We start from the raw sequence: 22,265 nt of genomic DNA on the forward strand, positions 1-22,265 counted from the left end.
GGGATGATAGCCCGACCCATTCCGCCGTCGGGACGGCTCGCCTTCTTGGCCGTTGTCGAGCCGTCCATCCACGACCATCCCAGGCACCTACCCGCCGGCAGAACTGCGGCACGGCGCTGCCAGTTCGAGGATTGCTTCTTGCTGATCCCCATCTCGTAAAGGGTATGAGGTTCGGTTCCATTGGTGGACCGAACTTCTCCCTTCGTGTGCTGATTAGCGCCGGATGGGTTCGGCTTCGCCTTCTCCATTTCGGAAAGCAGCTGCCCGGCCCGGCGCTCGGCGCGAAGGCGGCGCAAAGGGATCTGGCGTCATAGCGCCCCGGCAGCGCAGGACGAGGGCGTAACGGCCGGACTCGGAGACGGTAAGGACGTTCGGGTTTCCATCGGCAGGAGTTCTCCCAGTTAAACTGATGGAACCCCTCTCGTCTTGATCCAGCCTCTCGACAGCCATGCTGACGTTGCCGAGCCGGAGCGTCTCGCAGACATCCTTGGCGACGAACCAGGGGTAGCATTTGAGGTCCGCCTCTTCTTAGGCGCTTTTTCTGAATCCAATCTCTCGGATACGAATTTCCGCCACAGCCACTGAAACCCGGAATTCTGACGCACACGCTTCCGCGGTTCTCGCGCCGGCCGCCCATTTCTTAACTCAGAACCTATATCTCTATTTAGACTTGCGACCATTTCCGGAAGAGTTTCGTCTACGCGCCGTTTTGCAGTTTCCTCGGAGGCGGCTTGGGCGTGTCAGCTATTGCCAAGAAGCTGGGTATCTGCCGGGCATCTGTGTATCGTGCCCTGGCGTCATGCTACTGGAAGGCTAATGATAAACTCACTGCCTTTATCAACGCCGTCACTCCGAGTTTCAATGAATCCATGATGAAGCTCGACAATCTGCTTCACAAGGGCGAGGCCGATGCCCAGTCCCGATGGACATATTGAGTCTTCTGCCTGCTTGAATAACTCGAATATGGTCGGCAGAGCCTCTGGAGAAATGCCCCGCCCATCATCTCGAACCGTGGTTACAAGGTAATCACCTTGATGCTTGATAGACACATCGATGCAGCCGCCTGCCGGGGTGAACTTAGAGGCCTTGTCGAGAAGATTGGTGAAGACTTGGGATAGACGGACCGGGTCCGCTTGAATTGTGGGCGTCTCTGGCTCAGTGGTGAAGAGAACACTTTGGCCAGCTTGTTCAATTGACGGCTTATTGGCTTCCACTGCACTCCGAACAATCTGAGATAAATCAACCAGCTCAGGGCGTAGGTCAATCTTCCCACCTTTGATGCGAGAGACTTCCAGTAAGTCATCAACCAATCTGACAAGACTGGTTGCCTGCCGGTCCATGATTTCGAGCAGGCTTCCGGGCGCATTGACGCCGGTCCTCTGCATAACGGCGAGACTATTGCGGAGAGTCGCAAGCGGGTTTCGAAGTTCATGAGCGAGCGTCATAAGATATATGTCCCGGGCACGTATCGCCTCTCGCAATTCGTGGTCGGCCTGTTGGCGTTTATCGATTATGAAGGCAGTGGCTAATATGCCCATGGTTACAAAGGCACGGTTAGTCCACATGACAGAATGCGCCGACTCTGTTGTCGATGGAGAGCCAATAACGCCGGCGAGCGGCACAAGAACGACGCTGGTGAGAGCCATGGCCCACATCATCCGCCGCTCTCCGTCCTGGCCAAGAATAGAAGCAGCACGAAAGCGTAGAGAAAAGGAACCATTATGTTTGCTGGGATTACTAAGTCGAGGGCGAATACCGAAGCGACAAGAAGCCATTTTACCAAAGGTAGCACCTTGTTGGTTGCGGTCATCTTCATGATAAGCAGACCTCTCGCAGCGAACGATAGAAGCGGTGCTGGGGGGAGCCAGCGTTGCGGCGGCCAGCGGTGAGCTACCTCATCGCGCCCTCATATCCGCCCGCGCCTTCCTCAGCCTCACGCCCGAGCCGCCGCCGTTCTCAGGGATAAACTCGACGCCCGCCGCCTCCAGGGCGGCGCGTAATTTGGCCATCGCGCCGGCGCTCGCCTGATCTTTCCGAAGCCCTTCTGCCCGGTTGACTGTTTCAGCCGAAACACCGGCGGCGCTCGCGAGGTCGGTCCTAGACCAATTTAGCAGTCCCCTTGCGGCTCGAAGCTGCTCTGGAGATATCGACACAAATTCTGTTGACATGTTTTGTGTATCCTTTTACACAAATCCTGTTAACATAAAAGCTGTCACTCAATCCAGAGACCAGACACGCGGAAACCACCGTTTTCCGCGAACAGCGGAGCCATCCCATGCCTTGGAAAACAGCCGCTACCCTCATTGCCGCCGCCCCATTCGCCACCCTGTGCTTCGCCTTGCCCGGGCGGCTATTTGAGACGCACCGCGCGGCCAAAGCGTTGGAACTGGCCATCAGCGGCGCTGAGATCGATGACGAGGACGCAAAGAACGCCCTCGCCCTGCTCGCGAGCCCGTCTCGTCGGATCGAAGCCGGAAGCCGGGAATGGGCGGCGTGGTCCGCCTTCTACCGGGCGACGAAGGCAAGACGCGCGCCGTAGGACAAGCGCGGGGGCTGGAGGTTTCCGAGCAGGTGGCCATCTTCCAAAGTAGCGGCAGAATAATCGGGAAGGCGATATGGCCTATGAGTTCCAGACGAAGCTTTACCAATCGTCCGACGATTTGTGCCGGGCCATTGCAGCGACGTGGCTATCAGAGAGCGCCTTAAAATGGCAAAAGCAGATGGCCACCATTCTCGCCTATAAGACCAACGAAGAGCTCGCCGACGACGCGGTTAAGGGCCTTGGCCTCGTATGCTGTGAGCCCCGCAGCGCTAAAGCCGAGCGGCCCAAACGGAAGGAGCAACGCGGCCTCACACGCGAGGATATTGCGGCTGGCTTCGCGTGGGTGCGCGAGCACTTGGATGCATTACCGCCGAGTGCGCTATGACCTACGATCGGCGCGCGATCATGTGTGACGCCTAGAAACGCTTCCGTGACGGTCAGCGCCTCGGGCTGGGGTGGACCTTTGGCCGCTGCTTTCCCCGGCATGGCAGGCGGCGAAGATCAGGCGGGGAAGCTCTCCAAGCGGTGCCCGTAGGCGCGCTGGCGCGTGCGTCGCTTGTCTTCGTAATGATCACCGCCAGCTATTCTTCCTGTGGCGCGACCAGGATAAGCCTCAATAGATAATCCCTTCGGCCAGATCATACTCACCGCCATGGGCGTGGCTATCGTAATGCTCTTCGGCCTCAAGATAGCGAAGGTATTGATCGCGGTCGCCGCGGCGCCACTTGCAACCAACTAAAGTGCTGCCTGCACACCGTCTTGCTTTTATGAAATCAGCCGCTTAGGCTTTCCACAAGCCGACAGACTTCGCCGACAAGAGAAACGCCCCTACCATGGATGTATCGGCTGGGCGTTTTTTGGTTTTTGATGGACCGCGACGACGCTGGCTCCAAAATAGCTAGAACCTGAGGTCAGCGCAAAAGTGCCCGCTCGATTTCGTCGCCGTGACGTAGCCAGGGATCAACATAATGCTCTGGAAGCTTAACGTAATTGGCTATTTCGGAAATAGTCCGAGACCCGTCTCCAAACGCCGTTATGAGCACCGCCATTGCCCGAAAAGCCCCAAGATGGTCATTAAGGGCAGGAAGAAACGGCGCACCTTTGAGGAGGGAGATGGATCGTTTCGTTTCGATGCTGTTTCCCAAGGGTGAACGTTGGCTCGTTGACCTGAAATTCTTCCCTGGGGAACAGCCTGTCACGGTGGAAGAGTCCTGCGAAGAAGTGCATTCTGCCTTCTTGTAGGTGGAGTCCGGCCAATCTGACGGTCTGACCGGCAACAGCCGCCGTCTTCATGGTATTTTTCTTCATGGCATGGCCTCCCCTCCGTCGCTCCACCAGGGGAATCGTTTGGGTTAGGTAACCCGGAGACCACGCCAACCAAATTTCAACCACCTTCGCGACGGGACCGCCTACCCGGTCGTCCAGGCGTTCTGCCAAGAGCGTCAGTTGGGATCGATCGGCGCCTTCTAAAAAACGTCCCGTCATCTTCCCCATCGAGCGACGAGGGAATTGTAACTTACTCGCGCGTTTTTACAACCAGGGTCATGAGCTTGCCCCTCGCTTGGCGAAGCTGTGAGGCGTAGCTGGGGACGTGCAAGTGGAGCGGCAATTGGCCGCGCCGCCTCGATCTCAATTCAATTTAAAAAGACCGTAGCTTCGCCCAGGCTCTGGGCAAGCGAGCATTTGACATTGCAATAGCGGGAAGCGCCCTATGGGACATATCGATTCAATCTTGGACGCCGTTCGACAGATTGAGCCGGTCATTCGAGAGAATGCGGCGGCCGCCGAGCGTGATCGCAGACTGTCGGCGCCGGCGGCCGCCGCGATGCGAGAGGCGGGTCTTTATCAGCTATGGCGGCCGAAAGCGCTCGGCGGACTCGAAGTCGATCCTCTTACGGCTTTCCGCGTGATCGAGGAGTTAGGCCGCATCGACAGCGCGGCGAGCTGGAATCTGCAGGTTTCCATCGCCCACGATCTGTTCGGGCCCTGGTTCGGCGACGCCGCCGCGCGCGAAATATCCGGGGGCGACGCCGTCGCCGTCGGCGGCCAGCAACCGGCGCGCCAGGCTGTTCCCGTCGAGGGAGGCTATCTCCTGTCGGGCCGAACCCCTTTTGTCAGCGGCGCACATCAGGCGACAGTGTATCTTGGCTACGCCAACATATTCGAAAATGGCGAGCTGCGCCGGGGCGCTGACGGCGCGCCCGAAACTCTCCTGGTCGCCTGCCCCGCGAAAGACGCCGAAATCATCGACAATTGGAACGTCATCGGCATGCGCGGCACCGGCAGTCACGACGTTGAAATGAAGGACGCGTTCATTCCCGCGCACTGGGCCGTCCCATGGGCGCCGTTGCAAAAGCCGGGAAGCGCCTATGGGGGGCCCCTCTATCGTCTCACGGTATGGCCGGCGATTGCGGCCCTCACGCCGCCGGCGCTGGGCATTGCCCGCGCCGCGATCGACGAGGCCATCGAACTCATAAAGGCGAAGACCCCAGCGTTCGGCGCCAAGACGCTGAAGGTTCATGGCCTCGCGCAGTCGCAACTCGCGCGCGCCGAAGCAAAGCTCAGCGGCGGTCGCGCCTTTTTCTACCAGACATTCGAGGAGGCGTATGCGGAAGCCGTCGCCGGATGCCCCATCGACATTGAGCTGAAGGCGAAAATGCAGCTCGCAATGACCCACGCCATGCTCGAAGCTGCGGCCGCCGTCGACATTGTCCACGAGATCGTTGGCGCGTCAGGCGTGCGTGATGAATACAGCTTCTCCCGCCATTTCCGCGACATTCACGTCATCACCCAGCATGGCTTCATCAACTCCGCCAAGTTGCTGCCGGTGGGGCAGATTATGCTGGGGCTCGCGCCTGACTGGCCGTTCTTTGCCTTCTGACAGTCGCCGGCTCAATATTTGGCTGTGTTGCGTTAATTTCATTAGAGCATGGGTCCGGGTGCTCCTCGGAGCATTTCAGGCGGCCAATGAATAAAACTGTTCTGCCGGCGGAGAGACTTCTGCTCGTGTCGGAAACTATCTGGCCTTTGTTGATCATGTGCATGAGTTCGATGCCTTGCAAGGTGGTTCGGGCCGAGTGAAAAGAATTGAAACCAAGCGCCAGCCGCACCACTCGCTTGACGACTCGGTGGTCCTGTTCGACGATGTTATTCAGGTATTTGATTTGCCGCATCTCGATCTCTTGACCGGTTTCCTCCTTGAGCGCCTCGATGGCTGCCGCATTGGCGTCGCTCTTGTCGATCGTAATCTTTTCCGGCAGGCCGTGTTGCCCGACCGCTTTCTTGAAAAAACGCAGAGCGGCTTTCTTATCGCGGTAGGCTGCCAACAAGAAATCGATGGTGTTCCCCTGCTTGTCGACGGCGCGGTAGAGGTATTTCCACTGGCCGTTGACCTTGATGTAGGTCTCGTCCATCCGCCAGCTGTTGCCGACCGCGCGCTTCTCGCCTTTCCGGAAGGCGGCCTCTAACTGCGGCGTGAATTTCTGGACCCAGCGGTAAATGTTGGAATGGTCAACCTTAACGCCGCGTTCGAGCATCATTTCTCTAGGTTCCGGTAGCTGAGAGGATAGGCGAGGTACCAGCGGACACAAAGCAGGATGATGTCCTTTTCGAAGCGGTGTCCTTTGAAGTCGATCATGGGGGCCAATCTAAGCGTTGCCGGGTGGACCCACAGCTTAACCAAGGGACCATTCCGGTCAGCGGCGATGCATCCCGCGTCGCCGAGCAGAGCATATCCGGCATGCTGCCATCATGGATCCCTGTGAGCAGCGCCATGACGGCAAAAGTCGGCGCGGCTGCAAGGCCGAGCCAACCAGCCGCGCCGAGCGCCGCCGCATGGCTGCGGCGCTCGGTTTCATTGCCGGAGGCGATCATCGCGTCACCTGCTCATAACTGTCGTGGTGACGCCACCAGACGCCATCTTCGTTGCGCCCTCTGGGGGCGCGGTCGAGCCACTGGTACATGCCCCAGAGCCCGTCCAGTCCGCGGGCGTAGGTCGAATAGCTGTGATAGACGACGCCGTCCTCGAGAACGAAAGCGCTGAGGCCCGGCCGCTCGCGCACGTAGGCGATCGGTTCGGCGCCGGCCATGACCGCGTTCTCGATCACGACGGGCGGAAGTGTCGTCTCGGTCATCGCGTGGTCGCCGCGACGGAAATTGTATTCACTGCCGCCGTTGCGCTGCTGCTCCTCGGTAATCGAGACGTTGAAATCGTAGTTGAAGTCGCCGTCCTCCGATGACGCCCAAGGAAAAGTCCAGCCCATCCGCTGTTTGAACGCCTGCAGCTTCGGAAGCGGCGCACGCGATGTCGCCCAGAGCATCACGTCGTGGTTGACGAGATGCACCGCGATGCCGTTGAAGCCGTCGGCAATCGATGAGCAGGAAATGCAACCCGCTTTGTAGTCCGGCCCGAACATGAAGTGATAGACGAAGAGCTGCGAGCGCCCCCGGAAGAGATCCGCAAGCGAAGCCTTCCCTTCGTCGATGTCGAACCGATAGTCCTTTTCCACGCGGACCCAAGGCAGTTCCTGGCGGCGCCGCGCGAGTTCATCGCTCTGCCGCGTCGCCGCCTTTTCGGCGTCAAGCAGCTCGAGCCGCGCCGCGAGCCACTGTTAGCGCGTGCCGGTCTTGTGTGTCGTCATCGTCAATCTCCGTAACCGAACCGATGTGAGTTAGACTAGGACCGGACTCGGGCTTCCTGGGAGTTACAAGTGTGACGGGATTTCGGTGGACTCGCTGATCACAGCGGCGGCGCGGGCGCTCGCGATGGGCGACCCCCTCGGCGGCTGAACAGAGTGGCGCTTCGCGATGACGCGGCGGCGCTCGCGCTTCGCGGCATCGCCATGGCCCAGCTCGGCGACCTTAACTGCGCGAAGGCGCTAATGCGGCGAGCAGCCGACGCCTTCGGCCCGCGAGAGGCGGTCGCTCGCGCGAGATGCGTCGTCGCCGAGGCTGAGATCGCGCTTGCTTCGCGCGACCTCACCTGGCCCACGAAGACGCTCGCCGTGGCATTGAAGACTCTCGAAGCGTATGGCGACAGCGCGAACGCCGCCCATGCGCGCTATCTCGAGGCCCGGCGCCTTCTCCTGATCGGGCGCCTCGACGAGGCCGAGCACAGGCTCGCGCAGTTCGATCTCTCGGGCATAACGCCTGCGCTGCGCACGATACATGAGCTCGCGGTCGCCGGGGTCTCCATGCGGCGCGTCCGCGCAAGGGCGGCGCACGCAACCCTCATCCGCGCCGAGGAAGCCGCGCGCTGGGCGCGCATTCCGGCGCTCGCGGCGGAGGTCGAACAAGCGCTCGCTGTCCTGAAAACGCCTGTGGCGCGGCTGATCGCGCGCGGCGAGGAGCGCGCTCTCCTGCTAGAAGAAGTCGAGGCGCTGTTCGCATCGGATGCGCATGTCATCGACGCTTGCCGCAATCTCGTGCGCGAGCGAAACATGATCGTGCCGCTTGCAAAGCGTCCCGTGCTGTTTGCGCTCGCGCGCGTGCTTGGCGAGGCATGGCCCGGGGACGTGCCCCGGGATGTGCTGCTTATTAACGCCTTCGGCGCGAAGCACGCCGACGAATCCCATCGCGCGCGGTTGAGAGTCGAGATCGGGCGGCTGCGGAGGCTGCTTCGGGCGGTCGCCCGCGTGAACGCGACGAAACGAGGATTCGCGCTCGCTCCGCAGGGCGCGCGCGAGGTCATCGTGTTGGCGCGACCGGTTGAAGAACGGCACGCGGCGGCGCTCGCCTTTCTGGCAGACGGGGAGTCATGGTCGGGCTCGGCGCTCGCACTCGCACTCGCACTCGGCGCCAGCCAGCGCACCGTGCAGCGCGCCCTCAAGGAACTTGCTGCGGCGGGAAAGGCACAGGCATTCGGCCGCGGGCGGGCGCTGCGCTGGATGACCCCGCCGCTCCCGGGATTCGCGACAACCTTGTTACTCCCTGCTCCGCTCCCGGCCGACTAGGATGGAAGAATGAAAACTTCAAAGGCAAAGATGGTTCGCGAATACGGGCCCTTCCCCGAGGCCGAACAGGTCCACGGGGTCTCGTTCAATGGCAAGCATGTCTGGTTCGCATCTGGCAACCGGCTGAACGCCTTCGATCCGGAGAGCGGCAAGAAGCTGCGCTCGCACGATGTCGCTGGGCATGCAGGCACCGCGTTCGACGGCGAGCATCTGTTCCAGATCGCCGAGAGCCGCATCGAGAAGATCGACCCGAAAACCGGCCGCGTGTTCGCCACGATTCCGGCTCCCGGCGGCGGTGGTGACTCGGGACTTGCCTGGGCCGAAGGCACACTATGGGTCGGCCAGTATCGGGAGCGGAAAATCCATCAGATCGTCCCGGAGACCGGAGTGATCCTTCGCACCATCGAATCCAATCGCTTCGTCACCGGCGTCACATGGGTCGACGGCGAGATGTGGCACGGCACCTGGGAGGATGGCGAGAGTGATCTAAGACGCATTGATCCACAAACGGGAGAGGTGCGGGAACGGATCGAGATGCCGCGTGGCGTCGTCGTATCGGGGCTTGAATCCAATGGCGGCGATCTGTTCTTTTGCGGAGGCGGAAGCAGCGGCAAGGTGAGAGCCGTCCGCCGGACCACCAAAGCACCAGAGTAGCCTAAGGATTATTGACTACTACCGGTGGTCCAATGGCGACACGCGCCCTCCGCTGATCGAGACAACCACTTACAAAGGTTCAATTTCTATCTGGAGAGTTGTGGCGGTCGCCGGCCTGCTGTTCAGACAATCTCCGTCTTGGAGAGGATCTCCGTTCTCCGCCCCGCCTCCCGCGCCATTGCTTGCCGGTACGACGTGTAGATATCGTCGCGCTCGGGAAGAGAATTTGTTCCGAGGCAAGTGGTCCATTCCGCAGTTTTCAGGACAGCGGCGAACCGCGATTGCAGGACGATGCATACGACTCGGTGAATATCCTCAGCTGAGGCGTAGCCTGCACTGTTCGCATAGGAAACCGACCCTGCTGCGTCCGACAAAAACTCCACTGCGAAGTCCAAATGCAAGGCGTGTACGATGGTCGAGAGAATGCAATTGTGCGTCATGTAACCCACTATTGTCACTGTATCGATCGCATTCGCTCGCAGCCATTGCTCAAGGTCGGTGCCGGTGAACGCGCTTGGCAGCAATTTTTCCACGTAATGATCATGCGGTCGCTTGGCGATCTCGGCATGAATCTCGCCGCCACGGCTTCCGTTGGCGAAAATTAGGCTGCTCTCCGGCGCCAATTGCTTGACGACAACGATCTTGACGCCCGCCGCTGACGCCACATCCATGGCGCGCGCCAGGTTTTCGACGCTGTCGCGGAAGGGCGGACTTTGAATAGCCAGTTCTCCGCCGTCGTAGTCGTTCTGAACATCGATAACGATTAGGGCGCGACGCGTTGATAAATTGCGGACAGGTGCGATGGTCATTTTGTCTCCTACCGGATTCGGCGCGGCGAGTCTCAGAATAGGAGGGGCGACGATATGCGAAACTGACCCGATTGACATCGTTCGAAAGAATCGGGACATTTTGCCCGTCTTTTTTGCCCGTCTTCGGGAGTCCGCATGACCGATCCGATCGTCGCTGTTGTCGCCTTCGAGGCTATCAGCCCTTTCCATCTATCGGTACCGTGCTTGGTGTTTGGTGAGGACCAAACGCAACTCGGCTTACCGCGCTTCGATTTCCGCGTCTGCGCTCTGGAAGAGGGTCCGATCCGGACCGAAGCAGGGCTGACGCTGACCACGCGACACACTCTCACGGGACTTGGAGGCGCAGACATAATCATCCTGCCAAGCTGGCGTGAACTTGATGAGCCCCCGCCACCGACCCTGGTGGAGGCGCTACGCCTTGCGCATGCGAGAGGCGCGCTGCTGGTGGGCCTTTGCCTCGGCGCCTTTGCCATTGCGGCGACAGGATTACTGTCGGGACGACGGGCAACCACGCATTGGGCTTTTTCCGAGAAGTTGAGCCAGCTCTATCCGGATATAGCCGTTGAGCCCAAGCTGCTTTACGTGGACAACGGCGATGTGGTCACCTCCGCGGGCGTGGCCGCAGGGCTCGATTGCTGTCTCCATATCGTCCGGGCCCGCTATGGTGCGGAGCCGGCGCTGCGCCTCGCTCGACGTATTGTTCTGTCGCCGCACCGGCAGGGAGGACAGGCCCAATTCATAGAACGGCCAATCGCCAGGACTCCCGCCACTGACCGTTTCGCTCGGGCGCTGGAGAATGTTCGCGCCACGCTCAGCGAACCGCATAATCTCGACAGTGTGGCCGAGACAGCAGGTCTGACTCGGCGGACGTTTACGCGTCGCTTCCGGAAAGCGATGGGCGCCAGCTTCAGCGACTGGTTGATTCTTCAACGGATCGAGCTGGCGCAACAGCTCCTTGAGTCGACGGATGAGACGATCGACGTCATCGCCTTCCGCGCGGGCTTTGGGACCGCAACGTCGCTGCGTCAGCATTTTGCCTCACGTCTGAAGCTTTCACCCACGCATTATCGAAGGTCATTCTCAAAAGGCGCGGCGTAGACGATACAGGTTAAGCGAGATTGACGCAACTCAGGCGTCGCGCGTCGATGCTTGAGGCTCTATCTCGTTTGCATTCGAGTTAACTACTCCGCTGCCAAATTGCATAGACTCCTCATTGGGCGCCGAGAAAGTCCTGGCTTGAGAAGAAACAAGTTGAACGAAGCGCCTACGAGCTTTCCCGACGTATGGATTGGAGCCTTCGATCGCTTGCACAACCTCTGGCGCATCGTAACGGACCATGTCGACCGCTTCCATAAGCAAGTCAAAACTCCTTGTCGTCATGCGTGTAGGTAGCGGCTCCATCTCAATGAGCGCTTTGGCAATGAGGTGCATCAACGCTTGGGCCATGGCGGCTTCTCGATCATGGGCATCGGGCGTCGTCATGATGACGCGCAAGCCAAGAACCTTTCGAAGGAAGGCGGCCACCCGGCGGCCGCGCCGGCCACGGATCGGGCAGACAGCGATCTTTAGCCCCCTAATGCCATTGCGGGCGCTTTGCGGCCCGAACAGCGGGTGCGTCGCTACGATCTCAACTTGCTCCGGGAGGTTTCGCCTCATGATTTCGGCCGGAATCTTTTTGACCGATCCGACGTCGAGCACGAGCGCACCCCGCCGCAGGTGAGGGATGATCGCTTCAATCGTTCCCTCAAGGCGGTCAACTGGCGTCGCGATGATGACTACGGGGCATTTGGCGGCGGTCGAGAGGTCGGTTAGCATGGCTCCGCACATCTCCGCCGAGCCGCCTTGCGGCGGGACCGGATCATAGGCGTACACCCGGAAATGCTTGCTAAGGTGCTGCGCCATCAAGCGCCCGAACGCCCCAAAGCCAATGACGCCAATGAACGGGTGGAAAGCGGTCGTCCTATTTGATGACACTGTTGAACCTCTGCAGAGATGCGAGGCCAACGGCGTCCCTCAGGGTTCAACCGCTAGCGACGCAGCGGTTGAAAGATGGCAAAGCACCTCGCCGCTAAAAAAGCGGCGCGTAATAGAACCCTGAGGAGGACGGAGACAAAGCCATATCTCAACTAAGGCCGCCTCTATCGAAATGTCAACAGACTTCCACCGCACGATCACTCGTTCTCAAAGAGGCGGAGTCGCTGGCGGTTTGTCAGCTTCTCCCCGAGTTGAACGCCTTTCTCACGATTTCGCGCCCTCACTTGCCGACCGGTCGCGGCCGCCCTTGCCTTCTATTATGCTCCTTCCCACGCCCAGGATGAAGAAACCCGGAAGGGGGAGGGAGGCAGCCAGATGACCGACGCGCCGACTTTCGCCATGGGATCCACCTTTCTGGCCACGCCGCCGAGCGACGCGGACGGCGCTGTCGCTGTTGCCGTGATCCCGCTCGATATTGGCGTGAGCTACCGCGCCGGGACGCGGTTTGGCCCCGAGGCGATCCGGCGCGCGAGCGCTATGCTCGTCGGCGGCGGGCGCCCGCCGCATTGGGTAGACCCGTCGGCCCTGCCCATCGCCGACGTGGGAAATTTTGAGAGGGTCAGTGAGCGGCATTTGACATCCTTAACGATCCAAAGCGTTAATCCATAGCTTCGGTTATCGTCGCAGAGTTTCATTAGGTGGAAACCTCAATTTTGTGGAGTTCAAAGGAACTCCTCGGCGGTCGATACATTTCGGATGCAATGTACTACTTCGCTTATCACGACAGCCCTACGGCCAGCTTCTTTCCTGCTCGGGCGTCGCCACTTCTCCGAGAAACGCATCAGGCCGAATCGACACGTGTCGTGCATTCCGACTATCAATCAGGTGCTTACACCCTTAAGAGATTAGGCGCATATTTCGGGGTGGATCGCTTTGTCGGGAAGGCCCGGTTTGGAGCGGTCAGTCGCCGCACCGACGACATGCAAAAGGACGGCGCCCGGGAGTCCGACTAGCCGGTCGCCGTTTTTAGGCAAGAGACTCGGGTCTCCCGCCTCCAGTCCGCCGCTTTCCTGACAGGCTGCTTATCATCGTTTCGGATTTGAGCGACTGTGCCAAAGCCAATTCGAGTCATTCGGTATAGGCTGGAGCAGCTCGGCATACGACTGTGGCGTTAAGACTTCGGCAAGCGTTTTCGCCGGTGGCGCAGCTTCGGCGGCGAGAGGGGTCAACGCCGTAATGGCGCCGACAAGGCCAACCGTTCTTTTGTCCATGGACGTGATCCTCTCCGATAAGCCGTGATTGCCGGCGTTTCGAGCCGCATTGTGGCGGCGCGGTGGCTTTCGGCGAGGATGGCTAGTTTATGATGAATTACCCATGAATGACCGGCTAGGACATCTCTATAGCCGACCTTCCGTTCTGAAACGCCTTAAAGCTCTGCATCGGAACAAAGAAAGACCGCACAACTCCACGAGCTCCCGCCATTATGCGACCCGCAGCTTCGCCGCGATGCAGGCGACATGAGCGCCCTGAAACCGCGCGCCGGCGAGCTCGTTTTCGGACGGCTGACGCGAGCCGTCGCCAGCGGCAATCGTCGTCGCGCCATAGGGCGAGCCGCCGGACATGTCCTGAACGCCCATCTGCCCTTGGAACGAATAAGGCAGCCCGACGATCACCATGCCTTGGTGGAGTAATACCGTATGCGTCGAGAGAATGGTGCTTTCCTGCCCGCCATGTTGGGTCGCGGTCGAGGTGAACACGCTGCCGACTTTGCCGATGAGCTGGCCCTTTATCCAAAGCCCGCCAGTCTGGTCGAGAAAATTCTTCATCTGCGCCGGCATATTGCCGAAGCGTGTCGGAACGCCAATGATGATAGCGTCGTAGTCAGGAAGCTCGGCAACGCTGGCGAGCGGCGCGGGCTGATCGAGCCGAAATCCGCTGTTGCGGGCGATTTCTTCGGGGACCAACTCAGGCACACGTTTGATCACAGCTTCCGCGCCGGTCTCGCGGACGCCCTGCGCGACAGCGGACGCCATTTTTTCAATATGGCCGTAGCTGGAATAATAAAGAATAAGAACCTTGGTCATGCGCTGAAGCCTTTCTTGTTGCGTTCAACAAAAAGAGCCGCGAGCGGGAAGGCCCGCGGCCCAAGAATCACGCCGAAATCCCCGCGAAACGGCCGGCCTCGAAATCGGCAATCGCCTGCCGAATTTCGTCCTTGGTGTTCATCACGAAGGGACCGTAAGCCGCGATTGGCTCGGCGATCGGCTCGCCGGAAAGGATCAGCAGCTTCGCGTCGCTATTGGCATCGAGCGTGATTGCGCCGCCCGTGCGGTCGAGCAACACGATTTGCGCCTCGCGCGCGATCTGGGTCCCGTTGATCTCGATCGTCCCGGCAAGGACGACGACGCCAAAGTTATGGCCTTCGGGCAGCGTCAGCGCTGTGCCGTGGCCCGCCTTTAAGCGAACGTCCCAGACATCAATCGGCGTGAAGGTCCGCGCGGGGCCTTTCTCGCCGCCATACTCGCCGGCGATCACCCGCACGAAGCCCGCGTCCTCCGGCAAGGCGACATTAGGAATGTCCTTGTCGAGAAGGGCTTGATAGCCCGGCTTCGTCCCTTTGTCCTTGGCGGGCAGGTTTACCCACAGCTGGACCATTTCGAGCGTGCCGCCCGTGGCGGTGAACGCATGGGAATGGAACTCCTCATGCAGTATGCCCGACGCCGCCGTCATCCACTGGACGTCGCCTGGGCCGATGACGCCGCCCGCCCCCGTCGAGTCGCGATGCTCGACCTCGCCGTCATAGACGATGGTCACGGTCTCGAAACCCCGGTGCGGATGCTCGCCGACGCCGCGCGGCTGCGCGGCCGGCGGAAAGCTTTGGGGACCGGCGTAATCGAGCAGCAGGAAGGGGCTGATATGCTCGCCCAGGGTCTGGTGCGAGAACAGCGAGCGGACGGGAAAGCCGTCGCCAACCCAATGCGGGCGAGGGGCGGAATAGACGCCTAGAATTTTCCTCATGGTTTGTTCCTTTTGGCAACTTGGCCTGCTGGTTTAGGTATGGCCATAGAACGTCTCCCTGAGTAGAGCTCAATTCTTGACCTCATCGTCCTATTTGATGGACAATGGAGCGTGCATGACCTGAATGACCTCTATTTTTTCGTCCAAGTGGTCGACCATGGGGGCTTTGCCCCCGCGGCCCGCGCCTTGGGTCTGCCGAAGTCGCGTCTCAGCCGGCGCATTCAGCTGCTCGAGGAACGCCTTGGCGTGCGCCTGATCCAGCGCTCAACCCGGCGCTTTGCCGTCACCGAAATCGGTCAGGAATACTATCGGCACTGCGTCGCCATACTGGTGGAAGCGGACGCGGCGCAGGACGTGATCGAGCGTTCGCACGCCGAACCTCAAGGCATGGTACGGCTGAGCTGCCCGCCGGCTCTGGTGTGCTTTCAGGTCGGCGACATCATCGCCCGCTTTATGGCGGCAAATCCGCGCGTCTTCGTCCATCTCGAAAGCACAAGCCGCCCGGTCGACGTCATCGCCGAGGGGTTCGACATGGCGCTTCGCGTGCGGTTTCCGCCGCTTGAGGAAAGCGATCTCGTCATGCGCTTTCTGGCTGAAAGCCCGCAACGGCTGGTCGCCAGCCCAAGCCTCGTCGCTCAATTCGCAGGACCGCTGGCGCCTGCCGATCTTGCGGGCTTGCCGAGCATTGATTTCGGCCCGCCGCAGCGCGCGCATCAATGGTGTCTTGATGACCCCAAAGGCGAATCCGCGCTTATTGCACATCAACCCCGTCTGATCACAGACGACCTCGCGCAAATGCGCTTGGCGGCGTTGCGCGGCGTTGGCGTGGCGCAATTGCCCGCCTTTGTGGTGGACGAGGACATCGCGGCGGCGACGCTTGTTGAAATCATCCGAGAATGGACGCCCAGAACGGGCGTCATCCATGCGATCTTCCCATCCCGCCGAGGTTTGCTGCCCGCCGTTCGCGGGTTGCTCGACTTCTTGGCCAAGGAATTTTCCGGGGCTCCGCGCGTTGGCCGTGTCTCGGGAGAAGCATAAGGTGGTTACGGAACCGGCGCGAGCTGCCCTTTTCCAGTTTGAATGCAGGAAGGGGTCTCAAGGCTCTGGCTTCCTGACGAAGCCAAAATAAAAGCAGAGCAGGAAGAGGACAAAATGGACGAGGGAGCGGACACCACTGATTTTGGGTGTTTCGACAAACGTAGTCCCCAGCAGAGGCACAGAAACATCGGCGAGATAGAGATAGGACAGGATGCCGGACGACACGAAGAACGCGCCTGCCAAAAATTTGCGGACGTCCCTGCTTCGCCACGCGAGATAGAGGCTTCCAGCAGCCATGGCGAGCGCTGCGGCTATATAGAGGGAGATGACCATCCTTTCCTCCTGTATGCCATGAACGCGAGCGAGAAATCGCCCAGCCAAGCAGCGAGATTGCCGAGGGCGCGCGGCGCTTGCCCAGAGGCCAGTTTTGGAGCGGCCTCGACCAGCGTGCCGCTGCGTCGGCAGGCCCGCTTGCCGTGCAAGCGGGGACATTGCAACCCAAACGAGGGGACAGTGCGACGGCAAGGTGACAGGCGCTTCAGGACATGTTTATCGAAAAGCTAGTGAAATTATCAACAAAAACATCAGCAGCATTGACGAAACTTGCCAGAATAGCAATGGATTGCGCTGATACAGAGGTTTTTTTCCGTGGATGGTGGGTCGCGTTCTCGCCGCGTCATTTTCCAATTCAAACGCAAATTCAAGCACGTCGCCGAACCGCTCATTTTCTCGAACCGCGATGGCCTTGGAAATGGCGGCGTCGAGCCAAGCCGGAAGATCAGGCCGCTTGATCAAAATCGATTTCGGCGCGCCGAACCTCGGTTTGCTAAAGGGCTCAATTTCACCGTAGGGATAAGAACGACAAAACATGCGATAAATTGTGACCCCCAGAGCATAAAGATCCGACGATTCATTGCCTGTAGCGCCTTCGAATAGCTCTGGCGCCATATAGCTTGGCGTTCCAGGGCTAAACTGATCGGGTATATCTTCGAGGTGCGGCGCGCGACAAACGCCAAGGTCAATCAGCCTTAGCCCGCCGTCGTGCGTAAGTATGACGTTTTCAGGTTTCACGTCTCTATGAATGATCCCGGATCGATGCAGTGTCGCAACCGCTCTCGAAAGCCGAAGCGCTATCGGTATTCCCTCTGTCAAATCGATCTTCGGCTCTCGAGATAGCCGCTGTTCCAAGGTTTCACCGTCGTAAAAGGGCATGACGGAATAGAGACGGGTTTGGCGCATGGGGGCTACATCAACTATTTCCCCAATGAACGGACTCCGGACGCGCGCCGCCACCCAAGATTCGGTTATGAACGCCACACGATACGTCGCATCATCTGCAACATCCGGTTTTGGAAACTTGACCACGACGACCTTGCCGCTCTGTAAATCGGTAGCGCGCAAGAGCGCGCTGTAGCGCCCTTGCGACAAAGCGTCGTCAATCCGGAAATCGTCTACGATCTCCCCTTCCCGCGGAACGTCACAAATGGGAAGAGCCGCGGCAAACTGCGCCAAGGCATGCTCGTCGGCAGGAGGCAAATCGACGACATCGATCACAAGCGCCGTGACATTGTCGTTGCTGCCCGCCTCGAGCGCTCTTTGGACGATAGCTTCGGAGGTCTCCTGCGGGGAGCGTCGTTCCGATAAGTGGCCTAACAAAAGAGCGTTGCTGAGCACCCCGTGGACACCGTCCGAGCAAAGTAGGAATCGATCATGAAGGCCGAGGGCGCAAGACGCCTGGTCAAAAAGGGCGGAGTCTTCGAACCCTACAGCACGGCGAAGGACGTGAGCGAATTCGCCGTGTCCGACGACGTGATCTTTCGTGAGCTGATGTAATGCTCCATCCGTATCAAGGCGATAGATCCGCGTATCTCCAATGTGCAAGACAAACGCGGTGCGACGAGAAAGGATGATTGAGCTCAACGTCGAGGCCATGCCCTCTAACCGAGGGTCGACCCGCCCCTGAGCCGCAATCCAGGCGTTAGCCGCCTCGAGCGAGCGAGCCGCAGCTCGAATGACGCCGAGGGTCTCCGGTTGCGCATAATACCCATCAAGGAACGTTCGCACGGCGGTCTCCGCCGCCACGCGCCCGCCCTTGTGGCCGCCAACGCCATCGGCGATCGCGGCCACAACCCCCTGTATGGATCCCGTACCCCGCGGACCATAGCAAACTCCGACATAGTCCTGATTATCGGGACGGCGGCCCCGCTCGGTGGCGAAGCCGACGTCGACCCTTAAATCGTGGCGGGAACCGAGCGTCACTTTCGGTCTCGTTACGTTAAATTCTAGCGCCCGAGATAGCGCCCCACGTCGTGCGCCAGCGGGTTTTCACGAATATCAGACCCAGGAGCCCTAGCAACGCCAAACAACCGAAGAAGAGGAAACCCGCGGTAAAGCCACCAGTCGCGCCTTTGGAATAAGCGAGCGATTTAGCCAAGAAAAACCCGCCCAAACCGCCGGCTGCGCCGACGAGACCCGTCATCGCGCCGATCTCCTTGCGGAACCGTTGCGGCAGCAGCTGGAACACCGCGCCATTTCCCATGCCCAGGCAAAGAACGCCAAGCGAAAACAAGCCAACAGCCGTAAATGCGGTCGTCGGGAGCTGAGTCAGGCTCCAACCGCCCATCTTCGGAGCCGGTCCCTCAGGTAGGAAGGCGATCGCAAAATAGCAGACTGAGACCGCCAAGAAGAGAACGGAAAGGGTCCTAACGCCGCCGATCCGATCAGCGATGTAGCCACCCACCGGCCTGAAGCCCGAACCGAAGGCGACAATCAGTGCGACGACGAGCCCGGCAGCGACGCCGGTCGCGTGATAGTGCGTGGTAAAATAAAGCGGCAACGCGGAAGCCAAGCCGACGAAGCCGCCGAAAGTGATGAAATAGAAAAACATGAACCAACGACTGTCGGAGTCGCGAAGCATCTTTCCGTAATCAGACGTGCTGATTGTCGACTTTGCTCCCGGCGCGTCTTTGGCGGCGAGCGCATAAATTGCAAACACGACCGCCATCAGCACAAACAGCACGCCGTAAACCGTTCGCCACCCATAGGTTTCCGCGATCCAGGGCGCAAAGACCGTATCCAGCACCACGCCCATGTTTCCAGCGCCAGCGATGCCCATCACAACCCCCTGATATTGGGGCGGATACCACCGGCCCACCTGAGGCAAGGCGACGGCGAAGGAGGCGCCGGCAAGACCAAGCGCGATTCCAAATAGTACAATCGCGGCAGGGCTAGACAGTCCGAGGACACTGACCATGGACACGGCAAACATGACGATCGCCTGTGCGGCGATGCCGGCCTTTTTCGAGCCGATAATGTCGGCGAGGAGGCCAAGTGGCACGCGGAAAAAGGCGCCGCCGAGCACCGGGATAGCGACAAGTGAAAGCTTATCTTCCACCGAAACGCCCATCCCGTTTGTGATATAAATCATGAGCGGACCTAAAGAAACCCAAGCCATGAAGCTGATGTCGAAATACAGAAAGGCGGCTAGAAGGGTTGGCCAATGGCCGACTTTCCGGAACTCTTCGAGTTTCATTTTCGATCCTCTTTGGTTGTGTCCGCGGTGATTACGAAAACATCAGGTGGGCGACGTCTAGAGTCTCGGCAGGCCCCGCTTGGAGAGCTCCCATGCGACCGTTAGGACCGAGCGGCTGCATCGAGTATCCGCTTGATCTCCGGTAAACACGAGCCGCAGCTGGTTCCAGCTTTACATGCGGCGCCAATGTCCGCCGCCGAACGGCGCCCCTGTTGCGCTAACGTTTCGATGCGCTTGACGCCGACGCCAAAGCACGCGCAGACGAGCGCTCCCTCATCGTCAATCGCCTTCCCGACGTGGCCCGAAAGCAGTTGCTCCAGTTGCGAGTCCCAACTAGGCGCGATCGGCGCAATGGCCCAAATGAACTCAGCGCGCGCCTCGCGGAAGGCCGCGCCTCGGTAGGAGGCGGTCGCCTCGTCGATAAACTCGACGAGATCATTTCCTGAAAAATGCTGGCGGATGGTCGCCAACCAGTCAGGGTCCGAGAGATCCGTCGCAACCCGATAACCGTAGCCATTTGCAACGGCGATTCTCGCCCACCAAACCCCTTTGTCAAACGCCACGGCCCTACGCGACAACAGGAAACCCGCTCGTGCGAACGAGGCTGGCGCAATCGCTGCCGGCGTCGCCTTGGCCTCTGGCTGTCCGGAATATGGATCGAGGAAAGATCCGACAAGCGCGCCGACACGCGCCTGCGCGGCGGTTTCGTCTGTCCAATGGATTGGAGCGAAGATGCTCCCCTCCGGCTGCCTGTCTGTCGTCACGGCGCGCAGGGTGCAGACGCCGTATCTTGTTGTGATCTGAACGAACCCGCCATCTTCTATGCCAAAGCGCTTTGCTTCACTTGGATTGATTTCGACAAAGGGTTCGGGAAGATGTCGGGCAAGTCTGGGAGACGCCCCGGTTCGTGTCATTGTATGCCATTGGTCACGAATCCGACCCGTATTCAACCGAAGCGGGAAACTCGGTGTGAGACGAGTCGCTAAAGCAGGTCGCGAGGGAGCGACAAACACCGCTTTTCGGTCATCCGTGAAGAACCGCCCGCTTTCGAAAAGTCGCAGGGTTCCCGTCGTTTCTCCGCTCCGAACTGGCCATTGCGTGGGCTCCAACGCGTCGTATTCGGTGTCACTGAGGTCTGAGAAACCGCCGATGTCAAAATCGCGCGTCCCCTCGTTTTCGAAGGAAGACAATGCTGCGTGTTCACGAAACACATCCGCCGCCGACGCAAAATCGAACCCTTCGTATCCCATACGCTTTGCGAGATCCGAGAAAATTTCCCAATCAGCGCGAGCTGCACCTGGGGCCGGATTGAACGACCGTTGCCGAGAGATTCTTCGTTCTGAATTTGTGACTGTTCCGTTCTTTTCGCCCCACGCCTGAGCGGGAAGGAGAAAGTGTGGGCCTCTGTTGATCGTATCGTTGGAGGCCACATTGTCTGAGACAACAAACAGCTCAAGTTTTCTGAGCGCGGCACGGGCTGCGTCAGCATTTGGCAGAGACGCCGCCGGATTTGTCCCCGCCACCCAAAGCGCTTTGATCTCGCCTCGCGCGATAGCGTCGAACATCTGTACGGCTTTGTGGCCCTCCTTCACCGCCATATGGGGAGCGTTCCAGAAGCGGCGGACACGATCTATGCTGTCAACGTCAAAACCCATATGGGCAGCGAGACTATTCGCAAGTCCGCCGACCTCTCGTCCGCCCATCGCATTCGGCTGGCCGGTCAGGGACAACGGCGAAGCCCCTACTTTGCCGATTCTTCCGGTTGCGAGGTGACAATTGATGATCGCGTTTACTTTGTCCGTTCCTTGAGCCGACTGATTGACGCCCTGCGAAAAGGCGGTGACCGTTCGCGGGGTCTTCGCGAATAATTCGAAAAGGGAAATGAGGTCGGTTTCGCGCAAGCCCGTCGCGAGCGCGGTTTTCTCGATAGACGGCGCGATTGCGCGCGCGGCGTCGAGAGCGCCCGCCAACCCGCGCGTATGAGAAAGAATAAAATCGGCGTCGAATGCGCCAAATTTATCGAGATAAACCAGCAAGCCGCTAAATAGCGCTTGATCGCTGCCTGGCCTAATCTCAAGGAAGAGATCCGCGCTCTCCGCTGTTGCGGTCCGCCTCGTATCGATCACGATGATCTTGGCGCCGCGCTCGGCCTTGTTCTGGATTACGCGTTGGAAGAGAACCGGGTGACACCAGGCGGCGTTGGATCCGACGAGAATAATGAGGTCCGCTTGATCGAGGTCTTCGTAGCAGCCCGGCACGGTATCTGAGCCAAAGGCGCGCTTGTGTCCGGCGACGGTTGAGGCCATGCACAGTCTTGAATTGGTGTCGACGTTAGACGAGCCTATGAAGCCTTTCATGAGCTTGTTGGCGACATAATAGTCTTCGGTCAGAAGCTGGCCGGAAAGGTAAAAGGCGACGGCGTTCGGGCCATGACAGCGGATGATTTCCTGAAATCGCGCTGCGATACCATCCAAGGCGGCGCCCCAGCTTACCCGCCTATAGGCTTCGTTATGCTGCTTTTGCATTGGGAAAAGCAGGCGGCCTTCCAGACTGAGCGTTTCGTCGAGCGCAGATCCCTTGGAGCAAAGGCGGCCGAAATTGGCTGGATGGTTTGGATCCCCCCGAACTCGCACGGGCTCGCTCTTGTGATCCGAGGACACGAGAACGCCGCAGCCGACGCCGCAGTATGGACAGGTTGTCCGCGTTTCTGTGATCGCTTCCATTCGTTCTCCTGGAGAAGCCATCCC

21 protein-coding genes and 3 pseudogenes are annotated in these 22,265 nt (G+C 59.6%); 8 read left to right on the forward strand and 16 right to left on the reverse strand.

Features of this window, described 5'->3' with window-relative positions:
• From WOC76_RS20175 to WOC76_RS24380, 4 genes and pseudogenes are all read right to left on the reverse strand, one after another.
• Window positions 1-248: hypothetical protein (locus WOC76_RS20175; protein ID WP_341431572.1), on the reverse strand; the 248-nt coding region annotated here is incomplete at its 3' end.
• Window positions 214-492, reverse strand: a pseudogene (locus WOC76_RS24375) (hypothetical protein); the annotation flags it as partial. The gene WOC76_RS20175 and the pseudogene WOC76_RS24375, both read right to left, overlap by 35 nt.
• A 305-nt stretch (window positions 493-797) precedes the next feature.
• A complete protein-coding gene (locus WOC76_RS20180; protein ID WP_341101796.1) occupies window positions 798-1,658 on the reverse strand; it encodes a sensor histidine kinase in 861 nt (286 codons plus the stop codon).
• Between the two features lie 237 nt (window positions 1,659-1,895).
• Window positions 1,896-2,168 (reverse strand): helix-turn-helix domain-containing protein, encoded by a 273-nt coding sequence (locus WOC76_RS24380; RefSeq protein WP_445730545.1) that lies wholly within the window; start codon window positions 2,166-2,168, stop codon window positions 1,896-1,898.
• 107 nt (window positions 2,169-2,275) lie between these two features.
• On the opposite strand from WOC76_RS24380, the gene WOC76_RS20185 reads away from it, so the two are divergent.
• Both WOC76_RS20185 and WOC76_RS20190 read left to right on the forward strand, forming a co-directional pair.
• Entirely contained in the window at window positions 2,276-2,539 is a 264-nt protein-coding gene (locus tag WOC76_RS20185; RefSeq protein WP_341101794.1) for a hypothetical protein, read from the forward strand.
• A 76-nt stretch (window positions 2,540-2,615) separates the two neighbouring features.
• A complete protein-coding gene (locus tag WOC76_RS20190) occupies window positions 2,616-2,927 on the forward strand; it encodes a hypothetical protein (RefSeq protein ID WP_341101791.1) in 312 nt (103 codons plus the stop codon).
• A gap of 689 nt (window positions 2,928-3,616) precedes the next feature.
• On the opposite strand, the gene WOC76_RS20195 is transcribed toward WOC76_RS20190, so the two are convergent.
• Complete coding sequence (locus WOC76_RS20195) at window positions 3,617-4,027, reverse strand: hypothetical protein (RefSeq protein WP_341431573.1); 411 nt, start codon at window positions 4,025-4,027, stop codon at window positions 3,617-3,619.
• Window positions 4,028-4,253: 226 nt separating this feature from the next.
• Here WOC76_RS20195 and WOC76_RS20200 point away from each other — a divergent pair, with 226 nt between their 5' ends.
• Window positions 4,254-5,423 (forward strand): acyl-CoA dehydrogenase family protein, encoded by a 1,170-nt coding sequence (locus WOC76_RS20200; protein ID WP_341101789.1) that lies wholly within the window; start codon window positions 4,254-4,256, stop codon window positions 5,421-5,423.
• Between the two features lie 75 nt (window positions 5,424-5,498).
• Here the strand turns inward: WOC76_RS20200 and WOC76_RS20205 are convergent.
• The 3 genes and pseudogenes from WOC76_RS20205 to WOC76_RS20215 all read right to left on the reverse strand — a co-directional run bounded on the left by WOC76_RS20205 (window position 5,499) and on the right by WOC76_RS20215 (window position 7,128).
• Window positions 5,499-6,179, reverse strand: a pseudogene (locus WOC76_RS20205) (IS6 family transposase).
• Window positions 6,176-6,415 (reverse strand): hypothetical protein, encoded by a 240-nt coding sequence (locus tag WOC76_RS20210; RefSeq protein ID WP_341101786.1) that lies wholly within the window; start codon window positions 6,413-6,415, stop codon window positions 6,176-6,178. The pseudogene WOC76_RS20205 and the gene WOC76_RS20210 overlap by 4 nt, the downstream one beginning before the upstream one ends.
• Complete coding sequence (locus tag WOC76_RS20215) at window positions 6,412-7,128, reverse strand: DUF899 domain-containing protein (protein WP_445730558.1); 717 nt, start codon at window positions 7,126-7,128, stop codon at window positions 6,412-6,414. Before WOC76_RS20215 ends, WOC76_RS20210 begins: the two co-directional genes overlap by 4 nt.
• Window positions 7,129-7,267: 139 nt before the next feature.
• On the opposite strand from WOC76_RS20215, the pseudogene WOC76_RS20220 reads away from it, so the two are divergent.
• A pseudogene (locus tag WOC76_RS20220) lies at window positions 7,268-8,493 on the forward strand (helix-turn-helix domain-containing protein).
• Between the two features lie 9 nt (window positions 8,494-8,502).
• Window positions 8,503-9,147 (forward strand): Vgb family protein, encoded by a 645-nt coding sequence (locus tag WOC76_RS20225; protein WP_341101784.1) that lies wholly within the window; start codon window positions 8,503-8,505, stop codon window positions 9,145-9,147.
• A 122-nt stretch (window positions 9,148-9,269) separates the two neighbouring features.
• On the opposite strand, the gene WOC76_RS20230 is transcribed toward WOC76_RS20225, so the two are convergent.
• Entirely contained in the window at window positions 9,270-9,956 is a 687-nt protein-coding gene (locus WOC76_RS20230; protein ID WP_341101783.1) for a cysteine hydrolase family protein, read from the reverse strand.
• Window positions 9,957-10,091: 135 nt separating this feature from the next.
• On the opposite strand from WOC76_RS20230, the gene WOC76_RS20235 reads away from it, so the two are divergent.
• Complete coding sequence (locus WOC76_RS20235; protein ID WP_341387495.1) at window positions 10,092-11,054, forward strand: helix-turn-helix domain-containing protein; 963 nt, start codon at window positions 10,092-10,094, stop codon at window positions 11,052-11,054.
• Window positions 11,055-11,084: 30 nt separating this feature from the next.
• On the opposite strand, the gene WOC76_RS20240 is transcribed toward WOC76_RS20235, so the two are convergent.
• Window positions 11,085-11,930, reverse strand: a complete 846-nt coding sequence (locus tag WOC76_RS20240; RefSeq protein WP_341101782.1) for a prephenate dehydrogenase — start codon at window positions 11,928-11,930, stop codon at window positions 11,085-11,087.
• A gap of 375 nt (window positions 11,931-12,305) precedes the next feature.
• On the opposite strand from WOC76_RS20240, the gene WOC76_RS20245 reads away from it, so the two are divergent.
• The gene (locus WOC76_RS20245; protein WP_341101781.1) at window positions 12,306-12,599 is read left to right on the forward strand and encodes an arginase family protein; all 294 of its coding nucleotides are present in this window, start codon (window positions 12,306-12,308) and stop codon (window positions 12,597-12,599) included.
• Window positions 12,600-13,411: 812 nt separating this feature from the next.
• Here WOC76_RS20245 and wrbA read toward each other — a convergent pair.
• Both wrbA and WOC76_RS20255 read right to left on the reverse strand, forming a co-directional pair.
• Window positions 13,412-14,014 carry an NAD(P)H:quinone oxidoreductase gene (gene wrbA / locus WOC76_RS20250; RefSeq protein ID WP_341101778.1) on the reverse strand — a complete coding sequence of 201 codons (603 nt, stop codon included), beginning with the start codon at window positions 14,012-14,014 and terminating at the stop codon, window positions 13,412-13,414.
• Window positions 14,015-14,081: 67 nt separating this feature from the next.
• Window positions 14,082-14,948: a pirin family protein gene (locus WOC76_RS20255; protein WP_341101776.1), complete on the reverse strand. Its 867-nt coding sequence runs from the start codon at window positions 14,946-14,948 to the stop codon at window positions 14,082-14,084.
• A gap of 111 nt (window positions 14,949-15,059) precedes the next feature.
• Between WOC76_RS20255 and WOC76_RS20260 the strand changes: the two genes are divergently transcribed.
• Window positions 15,060-15,986: a LysR substrate-binding domain-containing protein gene (locus WOC76_RS20260; RefSeq protein ID WP_341431574.1), complete on the forward strand. Its 927-nt coding sequence runs from the start codon at window positions 15,060-15,062 to the stop codon at window positions 15,984-15,986.
• Between the two features lie 57 nt (window positions 15,987-16,043).
• On the opposite strand, the gene WOC76_RS20265 is transcribed toward WOC76_RS20260, so the two are convergent.
• From WOC76_RS20265 to WOC76_RS20280, 4 genes are all read right to left on the reverse strand, one after another.
• Entirely contained in the window at window positions 16,044-16,319 is a 276-nt protein-coding gene (locus WOC76_RS20265; RefSeq protein WP_341101772.1) for a hypothetical protein, read from the reverse strand.
• Between the two features lie 216 nt (window positions 16,320-16,535).
• Complete coding sequence (locus WOC76_RS20270; protein WP_341101769.1) at window positions 16,536-18,245, reverse strand: protein kinase domain-containing protein; 1,710 nt, start codon at window positions 18,243-18,245, stop codon at window positions 16,536-16,538.
• A 16-nt stretch (window positions 18,246-18,261) separates the two neighbouring features.
• On the reverse strand, window positions 18,262-19,518 hold the full coding sequence (locus WOC76_RS20275; protein ID WP_341101766.1) for an MFS transporter: 1,257 nt from the start codon (window positions 19,516-19,518) through the stop codon (window positions 18,262-18,264).
• A gap of 101 nt (window positions 19,519-19,619) precedes the next feature.
• Window positions 19,620-22,241, reverse strand: coding sequence for a nitrate reductase (locus WOC76_RS20280; RefSeq protein ID WP_341101765.1), 2,622 nt, complete (start codon window positions 22,239-22,241; stop codon window positions 19,620-19,622).
• Window positions 22,242-22,265 lie beyond the last annotated feature (24 nt).

Source organism: Methylocystis sp. IM3 (assembly GCF_038070105.1).
In the GTDB taxonomy this organism is placed as follows: domain Bacteria; phylum Pseudomonadota; class Alphaproteobacteria; order Rhizobiales; family Beijerinckiaceae; genus Methylocystis.